Source organism: Acidovorax sp. FG42, assembly GCF_057809195.1.
This window is the reverse complement of sequence record NZ_JBMDJM010000002.1, coordinates 373,705-386,469: the sequence shown is the minus strand read 5'-3', so window position 1 is coordinate 386,469 and position 12,765 is coordinate 373,705. Positions and strand designations below refer to the sequence as shown.

The window sequence follows — 12,765 nt, the reverse complement described above, 5'->3', positions numbered from 1 at the left end:
ATTCTAACCGGGGAGTGTGACGGGAGTGGCGCTCAGCGCCCGCCTCCGCCACGCCGAGGGCCACCACCACCCGGACGGCGTTTGTCCTGGCGGTGCCGTGAAAGGCTGTCCATACCGATGTAACCCACCGAGGTCTTCATCGGATCGGGCTGGGCTGCGCCTCCCCGCTGGCGATCTCCGCCTGCCGCATTGTTGCCACGGGCCGGACCTGGACCACCATCACGGCGCGGCTTCTGACCACGGGGGCCGCCAGGGGCTGCTGATTGGGGAATGTCGCGGCGCGAACCATCACCCCGTGGGCCGCCACGACCACGGTTGCGCGACTTACCATTGCGCGCACCACCAGCCGCACCTTCCGGACGCCCCTCCCCCGACTCGGGGCGGCCAGCCCCCGCGGCCTGCACCAAGGCGCGGATATCACTCTCGTCGAGTTCCAGCCAGGCTCCGCGCTTGAGACCGCGCGGAAGCACCATGGCGCCATAGCGAATGCGGATCAGGCGGCTGACCGCATGACCCACCGATTCCAGCATGCGACGCACTTCTCGGTTGCGGCCTTCGGAGATGGTGACTCGGTACCAGCAATTGGACCCTTCGCCACCGCCGTCTTCGATGGAGCCGAAAGATGCCATGCCGTCGTCCAGGCGCACACCGTCCAGCAGCTTTTGCTTCTCCTCATTGCTCAAAGCACCCAGCACCCGAACGGCGTACTCACGCTCCAGCCCGAAGCGGGGGTGCATCAGCTTGTTGGCCAACTCCCCTGAGCTGGTAAACAGCAGGAGACCTTCGGTATTCAGATCCAGACGCCCAACCGACTGCCACTTGCCCTGCATGAGCCGGGGCAGTTTGCGAAATACGGTGGGTCGGTTTTGAGGATCGTCATGGGTCACGACTTCGCCCACCGGCTTGTGATACGCGATCACACGCGCTGGGGGTGGGTCGATGCGATAACGGATCGGCTTGCCGTTGACCTTGACCTGATCACCAAACTGGATGCGCTGACCAATGTGAGCGGGCTCGTTATTGACCGAAATCCGCCCTTCCAGAATCAGCTGTTCCATTTCAAGGCGCGAACCCAGACCCGCCTGGGCCAACACCTTGTGCAATTTGGGGGTTTCAACCTGCGGCAGCAGCACGCGCTTTGGCGGTACTGCATCTGCAGACGCGTCCTCTTCGTCAAAACGACCGGACACCACGTCTTCGAACTGGTAACCCTCCACTACCGGCGCGGCCTTGCGTTTGTCGCGCCCCGCACCTTCAGAGCGAGGGGGCCGCTCGCGGCGCTCTCCCCGAGCACCACGCTCCCGTTGCTCCGAACTGCCGTCACCCACGACCGCTGCCACATCCGCAGCGGGCGACTCCGGAGCGACTGCCGGTGCCTCAACCGCAGCAGCCTCAGGCGCGGGGGCTTCGACCACAGGGTCTGGTGCACCCACCTGCGCAGCAGTCGCGGCCTCAGGCGCCGCCACCTCAGCAGGGGCAGCCACCGCCTTTTTGCGGGGAGCCCGCTTGGCGGCAGGCTTCTTGGCAACAGGCTCCGCGTCGGCGGTATTCAACCCAGGCAGATCTGCCGGCTTTTCGGAAGTCGAGTCGTTCATCAAGTATTTCCCTGGATACCACCCGGGGCATCCACATCGTCGTCATGGAGATCCATCTCCACATCCTGAAAAAAATCATCCACGGGCCGGACAGCGCCCGCATCCGGCACCACCTCGGCAACCTCCACAGACGGCTGCAAACCAGCATCTTGGGGCAAAGCCGCCAGCAGATCGGGTTCGACATCCATGGCTTCCTGGGTCACAGCGGCCATGGCTTCCAGCACATTGGCATTGCCTGTCGGGTCGTCGAGCACCGGCAGTTGGTCCAGGGACTGCAAGCCCATATCGTCCAGAAACTGACGGGTGGTGGCAAACAGCGCCGGACGCCCCACCGTTTCGCGGTGGCCGATGACCTCCACCCAACCCCGATCTTCCAACTGCTTGATGATCAGGCTGTTGACCGTCACACCGCGAATGTCTTCAATATCCCCACGCGTGACCGGTTGCCGGTAGGCAATGATGGCCAAGGTTTCCATGGTGGCACGGGTGTAGCGTGGCGGCTTTTCGGGGTGCAGCCGGTCCAGATACTCCCGCATTTCGGGGCGACTCTGAAATCGCCACCCTGTCGCTACCTGCACCAGCTCTACGCCGCGTTGCGCCCAATCAAGCTGCAATTCCTGCAGCAGCACCTTGAGGGTGTCGGACCCCAGCGCATCATTGAACAGCACCCGCAGCTCGCGCACAGGCACGGGTTGCTGCGCGCAGATCAGCGCAGTTTCGAGGACCCTCTTGGCATCCACCGTGTTCATGGTTCAGCGATTCCTGGAAAAGTGCCACGCGTTGCAACGGGTGTCACATCAACAGCAGGGGCAATCATTGGTGCACCGCGCAATGGCGCTGATGCGTTGGGTAGAGCCCGGCGGGATTCCGGCTGCGGGCTGGGGCCGTCACGGCCTTTTACGGCGCATTGTAGCCGAGACCCCATTCTGACAGCGCCTGGCGCATATCGTCGGGTACGGGGGCACGGAACTCCAAAGACTCTCCCGTGACCGGATGCGCGAAAGCCAAACGATAGGCGTGCAGGGCCTGGCGTTGCAAGGCTCCGACGGGCGCACCGCCATACAGGGTATCGCCCACCAAGGGATGACGCAAAGACGCCATGTGCACACGGATCTGGTGCGTGCGCCCGGTGTGCAAGGTGCATTGCACCCAGCACCCTCGTTCACCGCCTTCAAGACACAGGAAATCCGTCCGAGCGGTTTTGCCCGGGTGCACCGCCAAGTCCACCACCGCCATGCGCAGACGATTGCGAGGGTCTCGCCCGATGGGTGCGTCCACCGAGCGGGTGGGGGCACCTGTCCAGGCACCATGAGCCATGGCCACGTACTGGCGTTTGACCTTGCGCTCGGCAATCAACGCCACCAGGGCGTCCATGCACGCGCGGTCCCGGGCCACCACCATGAGGCCACTGGTGTCCTTGTCCAGACGGTGCACGATGCCCGCACGGGGGACCCGCAAGGCTTTGTCGTCGCGGGCCAGCAGTCCGTTGAGCAGGGTGCCACTCCAGTTGCCGGGCGCAGGATGCACGACCAAACCTGCAGGCTTGTTCACCACCAGCAGGTGCTCGTCTTCGTACACCACATCAATCGCCATGGGCTCGGGCCGGAAGGCCTGACTCTGGAGCGTGGGCCGCATTTCCAGCACCACCTGGTCGCCGGCCTTGACCCGCGCGGCGGCTTTGAGAGCGGGCTTGCCATTCAGGCTGACCAGCCCCTGGGCCAGCAATTGCTGCAGATAGCTGCGGGAGAACTCAGGAACCAGCTCCACCAGCGCGCGGTCCAGCCGCTCTGCGTGCTGGCCAGGGCCCATCTGCAAGGCACGTAGCTCACTGTCCGCGTCAGCCAGGGCTTCCGACTCATCGGCCAGCAGGAGGGAGTCGCCCTCCTGCCCGGTCGTCTCGGGAGCGTCCGGACCACCGCCCGGCGAGTGATCCGCCATCGGCCTCAACGGGAGGGCAGATAGCGCGTGGGATCGACCGGCTTGCCCTGCCGGCGGATTTCAAAGTGCAGCTTGACGCGGTCGGCGTCGGTGTTGCCCATTTCGGCGATCTTCTGGCCCTTGCGCACCGCCTGATCTTCCTTGACGAGCAGTGTTTGGTTATGCGCGTAGGCGGTCAGGAAGGTGTTGTTGTGCTTCAGGATGATCAGGTTGCCGTAGCCGCGCAGGCCTGCACCTGCGTACACCACGCGGCCATCCGCCGCCGCCAGCACGGGGTCGCCTGCCTTGCCGGCAATGTCAAAGCCCTTGTTGCGCGCCTCGTCAAAGCCAGCGATCAGCGAACCCGACGCAGGCCAGATGAATGCCAGCTCGTCCTCGCCTGCTGGCGCTGCCGCAGGCGCGGGCGTAGCAGGAGCTACTGCCACCACCGTGCCCGACGCGGCAGAAGCCGCAGGCTTGGCGCCGCTGGCGGCCGATGCAGGCGCCGCAGCCGGCGTGCTGGCAGGCGCGACGGAAGAAGACGTGACCGGGCGTGTCACCACGCCATTTTCGGAAGCCGCCACAGCCGCCGGGGCTGCAGAAGGTGGCAGTACACGCAGCACCTGACCGACTTCGATCAGGTTGGCATTCTCCAGATTGTTCCAGCGGGCGATGTCTTTCCAGCTTTGCCCGGACTCCAGGCCAATGCGAATCAGGGTATCCCCAGGCTTGACCGTATAGTAACCAGGCTTGCCAGCGTTTTCGGCTCCTGGCAGCGGCTTGATGGGGGTGGCCACCACCACGCCGGGCTGGGCTGCGGGGGCGGGCGCGGAAGTCGACGAAGAGGTGCCCCGATCTTCCACAGGAGCCTTGTTCATGCGGGTGCCACAGCCGGAGAGCACCAGACCCGCCATTGCCACGGTAAAACCCACCACAAGACCACGCGATACGAACATAAGCAATTCCCTTTACGCAATCCCCGATTTTAGGGGGACAAAATGCACGGGCTCGAGCACGTTTTGTTTCAATCCGTGCGGGGTTTTGTCGATCACCAGCAACATCTGCTGCCCGCCCGACAGCGCCATGGGCGCTACCAGACGCCCCCCCACGGCCAGCTGGTCGCACCACGCCAGCGGCACGGCATCGCCGCCGGCCGCCGCGATGATGGCCGCGTACGGAGCACCTTTGGCATAGCCAAGCATGCCGTCACCAAACAGCAGATGCACATTGGCCAGGCGGAACGGCCGCAGGTTGTCACGCGCCTTGTCGTGCAGGCCGCGCAGGCGCTCCAGCGTGTACACCTCGCGGGCCAGTAGGCTCAGCACGGCCGCCTGGTAGCCGCAGCCCGTGCCAATCTCCAGCACACGGCCCAGCCCGCCATGGCGTGCGCTCTCGGCCCCCAGCAGCAGCTCGCACATGCGCGCCACCACGCTGGGCTTGGAGATGGTCTGGCCCAAGCCTATCGGCAGGCTGGTGTCTTCATAGGCCTGGTTGACCAGTGCACTGTCCACAAACCGGTGACGCTCTACAGCGCCCATGGCCTGCAGCACGGGGGGCAACGTGATGCCGCCCGCCGCCAGTTTTTGCACCATGCGGGCACGGACAGCCGACGAGTCCAGCCCCACCCCGGCGGGCGCCGGGGCGACGGCCGGCTTGCGCAGAGCAACAGACGGAGGCGCCGTCACCGGCTTGCCCGCGGCGGCGTTGCCCGACACCGGCAGCTTGGCCGGGAACCCTGGGCGGCGCTGCATCACGCCCCAGGGGCGGCAGCCGCCCCTGTCGCCAACCGGGCGGCGGTCTGCGCCCAGTAGCCGAGGTTGTCGTGATCGGTCAGGTCCACCTTGAGGGGCGTGATGGACACATGGCCCTGCGCCGTGGCGTGAAAGTCCGTGCCTTCGGCATCGTCCTTGGCGGCACCGGCACCGCCGATCCAGTACATGGCTTCGCCCCGGGGGCTTTCCTGCACGATGACCCGTTCTGCCGCATGGCGGCGCCCCAGGCGGCAAAGCTTGGCAGGGCGCAAGGCCTCCAGCGGCATGTTGGGGATGTTCACGTTGAGCAGCCAGGGGGTTTCGTTGACCAGTTGCTGCGCACGCATCTGCGCCACCAGCTCTCGCGCCTTGGCCGCAGCGGCCTCCAGCTCAGCCCATCCCTTGTCCACCTGCGAGAACGCAATGGCCGGAATGCCGAAGAGATACCCCTCCATGGCCGCCCCCACCGTGCCTGAATAGATGGTGTCGTCGCCCATGTTGGCGCCGTTGTTGATGCCCGACACCACCAGATCGGGCCGGTAGCCCAGCAGGCCGGTCAGCGCAATGTGCACGCAATCTGCCGGGGTGCCATTCACGTAGCGAAAGCCGTTGGCTGCCTTGTGCACGTACAGCGGGGAATGCAGCGTCAGCGCGTTGGATTTGGCACTGTTGTTGTGTTCTGGCGCAACGACCTCCACCTCGACCCCGTCGAGGGTCTTGAGCGCATCATGCAGCGCCACGATGCCGGGGGCCTGGAAGCCGTCGTCATTGGATATCAGGATCTTCATGGTCTGGGTAGCGGTTGCAACGGATTGTAGGTGGCTGGACTGCTGCACCGCGGAGGGACGCCCGTTGACCACATTGCACCGACGGCACCCCGGGGCCCGTCGCTCGTGGGACATCCAGCACACCGGCGTCCCACCTATCATGCGGGCCATCATTGACAAGACCGACCGACAGGAGACTTCCCCATGCATGCCTGGCTTTGCACCAACCCCACCGGCGTCGAAGCGCTCACCTGGACGGAGCTGCCCACCCCCACCCCCAAGGCGGGCGAGGTGCTCATCGAAATCAAGGCCGCCAGCCTGAACTTCCCCGACCTGCTCATCGTGCAGAACAAGTACCAGATGAAGCCGCCGCTGCCTTTTGTGCCCGGCTCGGAATACGCGGGCGTGGTGGCCGCTGTGGGCGAAGGCGTCACGCACCTCAAGGTCGGCCAGAACGTGGCCTGCCTGTCGGGCACCGGTGGATTCGGCACCCACACCATCGCCCCCGCCGCCCTGTGCATGCCCCTGCCAGACGGCTTTTCGCATGTCGATGCGGCCGCTTTCATCATGATCTACGCCACGTCGCACCACGCACTGGTGGACCGCGCGCAACTCAAGGCGGGCGAGACCGTGCTGGTGCTGGGCGCTGCCGGCGGCGTGGGCACGGCGGCCATCCAGATCGCCAAGGCCATGGGCGCACGCGTGATCGCTGCGGCCTCCAGCGACGAAAAGTGCGCGCTGTGCACCTCCATCGGGGCCGACGCGACCATCAACTACAGCAAGGACAACTTGCGCGAGGCCATCAAGACCCTGACGGACGGCAAGGGCCCCGATGTGATCTATGACCCCGTGGGCGGCGACTTTGCCGAGCCCGCCTTCCGCTCCATCGCCTGGCGCGGCCGCTATCTGGTGGTCGGCTTTGCATCCGGCCCCATCCCGGCCCTGCCGTTCAATCTGGCGCTGCTCAAGGGCGCGTCCATCGTCGGCGTGTTCTGGGGCGACTTTGCCAAGCGCGAACCCAAGGCCAACGCCGCCATGATGGGCGAGCTGGCCCAGTGGTACGCCCAGGGCAAGATCAAGCCCGTGATCGACCGCACCATGCCCATGGCCGAACTGCCCGCTGCCTACGCGCACATGGGCTCACGCGGCGTGATGGGCAAGCTGGTCATGGTGAACTGACGGCTGGCTGCCCCCCTCGGAACGTACGGCAGGCCCCGCTGCAAGGCCGCCGCCACGGTCCCGGCTGGCATACCCGTGTGGCGCGGTATGCCAGCCCCTTCCAGGCCTTGCCTGTGTCACACTTGCGCATTCCAGCCCCCCTGACACTGGTGCCCCTCCATGGCCGACCGACCACCTTCCGAGATCGCGCGCGAGACGCTCAAACAACTGGCCGCACGCCGACTGGCCCCGACGCCAGACAACTACCTCGCGATCTACGATGAAATAGCGGGCATCCGCAGCCCGCAGCCGTTCCCGGAAGGGCCGCTGAGCAGCATCCAGCGGGTGCTGCCCGGCCAGACACCCGCGCAAAAGCGCCTGCTGGGACAGTTCGAACGCGCCATCATTACCAAGGACTGGACGTCGCTGCAAAGCGTGATGGTGGGTTATGCCAACCTGGGGCTGCACCCGGCCACGGCGTCCAAACCCATCGAGGTGGCAGATGCCCCCACCGCGCTGGGCGAACTGCCCACCGAGTTTGCCGAGGCCCTGGCCCGCCTGATCGACAACACCCTGCCCGCACTGGGCGACGACGACCCCCGCGTCATCGACATGGCCCAGCAGCTCATCACCTTTCTGCGCGAGCCCGCCCCGCTGGTAAGCACCGCCCAGCTCATGCTCGGCAACTTCAGCTACCGCCTGTCGTTCGCCACCGAAGAACAAGCTTCCATCCGCACCAGCCTGCTGGAGCTGCTGCACATGATCTTCGAGAACATCGCCGTGCTCAGCGTGGACGACCGCTGGCTGCAGGGCCAGGCCGAGGCGCTCATGAGTGCCTCGACCCCGCCACTGACGCTGCGGCGGCTGGACGATGTGCAGCGCCGGCTCAAGGACGTGATCTTCAAGCAGACCGAAGCCAAGGCCCGGTCGCTGGAGGCACAAGAGCAGATGAAGGAAATGCTGGCCACCTTCATCGAGCGGCTGGCGCGCATCACCGCATCCAGCACCAGCTACCAGGGCACCATGGAGCGTTGCGCCGACCTGATCGGCAAGGCCAGCACCCTGCAGGAGATCGCCCCGGTGCTGCAGGAAGTGATGAGCGCCACCCGCGCCATGGCGCTGGACAGCCGCGTGACGCACGACGAACTGCAAGACCTGCGCGAGCGCACCGAGGCCAAGCGCGCCGAGGTCGCCAAGCTGCAGGAAGAACTGGACCGCGCCAGCGCGCAGGCGCGCCACGACCCGCTGACCGGCAGCCTCAACCGCAAGGGCCTGGACGAGGCGGTGGAACGCGAGATCGCTCGCGCCCGCCGCCTGGGCTCGTCACTGTGCCTGGCACTGCTAGACGTGGACAACTTCAAGACCATCAACGACCGGCTGGGCCATGCCGGGGGCGACGCAGCCCTGGTGCACTTGGCACAGGTCACGCGCGAAGTCATGCGGCCGCAGGACCTGTTGGCCCGCTATGGCGGCGAAGAGTTCGTGATCGTGCTGCCCGACACCACGGTCGAAGCCGGCGTTGCGGCCATGACCCGCTTGCAGCGCGAGCTGACCACGCGCTTCTTCTTGCAAGGCACCGAGAAGGTGCTTATCACCTTCAGCGCGGGCGTGGCCCAGTTGAGTGACAGCGAGAGCGCCACCGACGCCATCGTGCGGGCCGACCAGGCGATGTATCTCGCCAAGCGCTCGGGCAAGAACCGGGTGATGGCGGCTTGAGCAGGAACACCCCCCTGAGGCGCTGCGGGCAGGGGGACGCCGCCAGCGCGGCGGGGCGGCCCTTGCGCGGCAGCCACTGGTCTGGGTTGCGTCAGTTTCTGAGCACGGCGCCCGACGCAAAGGGCAGCTGAATTGACATCCGAGCAAAGACGGCAGTTCCTGCGCAATGCAGCCCTGGCTGCCTCCGCTGCCACCCTCCCCCGCTGGGCCTGGAGCACCCCGCCCGCGCTGCAAAACAACCCCTTTGCCCTGGGCATCGCCAGCGGCGACCCGGCGCCTGATGGCGTGGTGCTGTGGACGCGGCTCGCACTGACTGATCCGGCGCAGATGTTGGCCACACACACCGTGCGGTGGGAGGTGGCACACGACGCAGGCTTTGCCCAGATCGTACAAAAGGGCGAGGCCCCCGCGCTGCCCGCGCTGGGCCACAGCGTGCATGTAGAGCTGCAAGGACTGCAACCCGCGCGCTGGTACCACTACCGCTTCATGCTGGGCGACGCGGTGAGCGCCACAGGCCGCACGCGCACCGCGCCGGCGGTGGGTGACCTGCCAGGGGCGCTGCGGGTAGCGTTTGCCTCGTGCCAGCGCTGGGAGCATGGGCATTACGCGGCCTGGCGCCATCTGGCCGCCGACCAGCCGGACCTGGTGCTGTTCCTGGGCGACTACATCTACGAATACGCCACCCCCAAAGCCACCACAGACCTGGCGCGCACCCACAGCCTGCGCCACGCCACCACGCTGGCCGACTACCGTGACCGCTACGCCCTGCACAAAAGCGACCCCGCTCTGCAGCTGGCCCACGCCACCTGCCCCTGGGCCGTGACGTGGGACGACCATGAGGTGCAAAACGACTACGCCGCCGATGCAGGCCGCGGCGAGGCTGCGGGCAGCGCCGCCTTTCTGGCCCAGCGCAGCGCGGCGTGGCAGGCGTTCTACGAAAACATGCCGCTGCGCGCGGCCAGCCTTCAGCGCCCCGCGTCCACCTCCGGCTGGGATACGCTGCAAATCTACCGCCGCCTGCGCTGGGGCCGGCTGGCGCACATCCACCTGCTCGACAGCCGCCAGTACCGCAGCTGGCAAGCCTGCCGCACGCCCGAGGCCAGCAGCGCTCCCACCGTTCGCCCCGCCGACTGCGCCGAGTTGGCCCAGCCACAGCGCAGCCTGCTGGGCAGTGCGCAAGAGCGCTGGCTGGACGCAGGCCTGGCCGCCGACACAGCAAGCGCACAGGCCACGCGCTGGAGCGTGATCGCACAGCAGACGCTCTTCTCGCCGCGCCACTACCCCTCCGGCACTGTGCCCACCGACGCCTGGGACGGCTACCCCGCCGCACGCCAGCGCCTGCTGCAATCGGTGGCCCGGCATACGCCGCGCAATACGGTGCTGCTGGGCGGCGACATCCACCAGAACTACGTCTGCCGTGTGCATGCCGACGCCGCGCGCGCCGATTCAGCCGTGGTAGCCAGCGAGTTCTGCGGCACCTCCATCTGTTCGCGGTCGGGCACCACACAGGCCAAGGTGGACGCCATCGTCCGCCACAACCCGCATGTGCTGCTGGCACGCTGCGACCAGCGCGGCTACGGCCTGGCCGACATCACCCCCGCGCGCTGGACCACCACCTTGCGCGTGGTGGACGACCCGCTGCGCGCGGACAGCAGCGCATCCACGCTCGCCCGGTTTGTGGTGGAAGACGGCCGCGCGGGGCCCCAGGCAGCCTGAGTGGGCGTGGCGCAAGCCTCCAGGCCCGGGGGCCCCTTGTCACTATGCCGCACCAGGGCTCAGAGATGGCCAGAGAACAGCCGCTGACGGTCGGTAACAACTATCTTTTTGATAGCTGCTCAGGCATATTGCACTAGCGCTACCACCACAAAATACCTTCAATCGCTGCGCAAACCCCTCCAGCAGCCCCTGGCACGCCCTCGCAGGCTGCAGCAAGGCCCCTTACCATGGCCGCTTCGCTGCTTGCACCTACAGGAGACCCGCATGTCCCCCACTGCCCTGCCTGCCACGCCGCCCCTGCGCCGCCCGTTCAGTCACAACCTGCTGGCCCCTGCGGCCCTTGCCACCCTGGTGGCCCTGGCGGGCTGCGCCAGCGCTCCCTCCCAGTTCGCCTACACCGTGCCCGCCCAGCCCGAGGGCTCGTCCGGCTACACCGAAAAACCGGGCTGGGCCACCGAGAAGTTCGCCGTGGCCGCGGCCAACCCGCTGGCCACCGACGCGGGCTACCAGATCCTCAAGGCCGGTGGCTCGGCCGTCGACGCGGCCATTGCCGTGCAGATGGTGCTGACGCTGGTGGAGCCCCAGTCCAGCGGCATCGGTGGCGGCGCCTTTTTGCTGCACAGCAACGGCAAGGTGGTAGAGGCCTACGACGGCCGCGAGACCGCGCCCGCGGCCGCCGATGAAAAACTCTTCCTGGGCGCCGACGGCAAGCCCGTGCCGTTCTACGACGGCGTGGTGGGCGGCCGCTCGGTGGGCGTGCCCGGCACCGTGCGCATGCTGGAGATGGCGCACAAGCAGCACGGCAAGCTGCCCTGGGCCACGCTGTTCCAGCCCGCCATCACGCTGGCCGAAGGCGGCTTCAAGGTCAGCGTGCGGCTCCACACCCTGGTCAAGGCCGACGCCCACCTCAAGAAGGACCCGGTGGCCGCCGCCTACTTCTACAAGGCCGATGGCGACGCACGCGATGTGGGCGTGAACCTGCGCAACCCCGAGCTAGCCGCCGTGCTGCGCCGCATCGCCGCCGAAGGCAGCAAGGCCCTGCACGAAGGCGAGATCGCCCAGGCCATCGTGGACAAGGTGCAAAAGCACCCCACCAACCCCGGCAAGCTCAGCCTGGCCGACCTGGCCGGCTACCAGCCCAAGAAGCGCGATGCGCTGTGCCACGACTACCAAGTGGCCAGCAAGGACTACCGTGTGTGCGGCTTTCCGCCCCCCAGCTCCGGGGCCATCGCCATCGGGCAGATCCTGGGCATCCTGAAGAACACCGACGCCGCCGCCAAGCCCCTGCAAGACGGCCTGCCCAGCGCAGACTGGCTGCACCTGTACACCGAAGCCGCCCGCCTGGCCTTTGCCGACCGCGCCCAGTACGTGGCCGACCCCGACTTTGTGCAGCCCCCCGCCGGCAGCTGGACCAGCTTGCTCGCGCCCGCCTACCTGGCCGACCGCGCCAAGCTCATCGGCACGCAGAGCATGAAGGTCGCCCAGCCCGGCAACCCCGGCGCTGTCAAGACGGGCTTTGCGCCCATGCCCGACCAACCCGAATACGGCACCAGCCACATCAGCATCGTCGATGCCTTTGGCAACGCGGTGGCCATGACCACGACCATCGAAGACCAGTTCGGCGCACGGCAAATGGTGAAAGGCTTCCTGCTCAACAACGAACTCACCGACTTCAGCTTTGCCCCCACCGACGCCCAAGGCCAGCCCATTGCCAACCGTGTGCAACCTGGCAAGCGCCCGCGCTCGTCCATGTCGCCCACGCTGGTGTTCGACAAAGCCACGGGCGAGCTGCTGATGAGCGGCGGCAGCCCCGGCGGCGCGGCCATCATCCACTACACGGCCAAGACGCTGTATGGCGTCTTCAACTGGGGTCTGATGCCCCAGCAAGCCATCAACCTGCCCAACTTCGGCTCGATGAACGGCCCCACGCTGCTGGAAGAAAAACGCTTCCCGCCCGCCACCGTCGAAGCCCTGCGCGCACGGGGCGCCGAAGTGCGTGAGATGAACATGACCAGCGGCCTGCAAGCCATCACACGCGGGCAGGCACATGGCAAGAAGCTGTGGATGGGCGGTGCCGACCCGCGCCGCGAGGGCGTGGTGATGGGCGACTGAGCGCCTGCGCTGCAACGCTGGCCTGCACGCGCG

At 66.9% G+C, this 12,765-nt stretch carries 10 protein-coding genes; 4 read left to right on the top strand and 6 right to left on the bottom strand.

What is annotated here, in order from left to right; translation table 11 throughout:
- Nucleotides 1–32 precede the first annotated feature (32 nt).
- From ACODSM_RS04340 to surE, 6 genes are all read right to left on the bottom strand, one after another.
- Nucleotides 33–1,595, bottom strand: a complete 1,563-nt coding sequence (locus ACODSM_RS04340; RefSeq protein WP_488804446.1) for a pseudouridine synthase — start codon at nucleotides 1,593–1,595, stop codon at nucleotides 33–35.
- Nucleotides 1,595–2,344: an SMC-Scp complex subunit ScpB gene (gene scpB, locus ACODSM_RS04335; protein ID WP_488804430.1), complete on the bottom strand. Its 750-nt coding sequence runs from the start codon at nucleotides 2,342–2,344 to the stop codon at nucleotides 1,595–1,597. The genes ACODSM_RS04340 and scpB overlap by 1 nt, the downstream gene beginning before the upstream one ends.
- 148 nt (nucleotides 2,345–2,492) lie before the next feature.
- Complete coding sequence (locus tag ACODSM_RS04330) at nucleotides 2,493–3,533, bottom strand: RluA family pseudouridine synthase (RefSeq protein WP_488804429.1); 1,041 nt, start codon at nucleotides 3,531–3,533, stop codon at nucleotides 2,493–2,495.
- A gap of 5 nt (nucleotides 3,534–3,538) precedes the next feature.
- Nucleotides 3,539–4,468, bottom strand: coding sequence for a peptidoglycan DD-metalloendopeptidase family protein (locus ACODSM_RS04325; protein ID WP_291441698.1), 930 nt, complete (start codon nucleotides 4,466–4,468; stop codon nucleotides 3,539–3,541).
- Nucleotides 4,469–4,480: 12 nt separating this feature from the next.
- Nucleotides 4,481–5,263: a protein-L-isoaspartate(D-aspartate) O-methyltransferase gene (locus ACODSM_RS04320; protein WP_116749444.1), complete on the bottom strand. Its 783-nt coding sequence runs from the start codon at nucleotides 5,261–5,263 to the stop codon at nucleotides 4,481–4,483.
- A complete protein-coding gene (surE, locus tag ACODSM_RS04315; RefSeq protein WP_015013404.1) occupies nucleotides 5,263–6,051 on the bottom strand; it encodes a 5'/3'-nucleotidase SurE in 789 nt (262 codons plus the stop codon). The genes ACODSM_RS04320 and surE overlap by 1 nt, the downstream gene beginning before the upstream one ends.
- 183 nt (nucleotides 6,052–6,234) lie before the next feature.
- Between surE and ACODSM_RS04310 the strand changes: the two genes are divergently transcribed.
- The 4 genes from ACODSM_RS04310 (at nucleotide 6,235) to ACODSM_RS04295 (ending at nucleotide 12,732) form a co-directional block, all read left to right on the top strand.
- A complete protein-coding gene (locus ACODSM_RS04310) occupies nucleotides 6,235–7,209 on the top strand; it encodes an NADPH:quinone oxidoreductase family protein (RefSeq protein WP_274109002.1) in 975 nt (324 codons plus the stop codon).
- A gap of 159 nt (nucleotides 7,210–7,368) precedes the next feature.
- A complete protein-coding gene (locus tag ACODSM_RS04305) occupies nucleotides 7,369–8,904 on the top strand; it encodes a GGDEF domain-containing protein (RefSeq protein WP_488804428.1) in 1,536 nt (511 codons plus the stop codon).
- A gap of 132 nt (nucleotides 8,905–9,036) precedes the next feature.
- A complete protein-coding gene (locus ACODSM_RS04300; protein ID WP_488804427.1) occupies nucleotides 9,037–10,620 on the top strand; it encodes an alkaline phosphatase D family protein in 1,584 nt (527 codons plus the stop codon).
- A gap of 264 nt (nucleotides 10,621–10,884) precedes the next feature.
- Nucleotides 10,885–12,732 carry a gamma-glutamyltransferase family protein gene (locus ACODSM_RS04295; RefSeq protein ID WP_488804426.1) on the top strand — a complete coding sequence of 616 codons (1,848 nt, stop codon included), beginning with the start codon at nucleotides 10,885–10,887 and terminating at the stop codon, nucleotides 12,730–12,732.
- The last annotated feature ends 33 nt before the right edge of the window (nucleotides 12,733–12,765 follow it).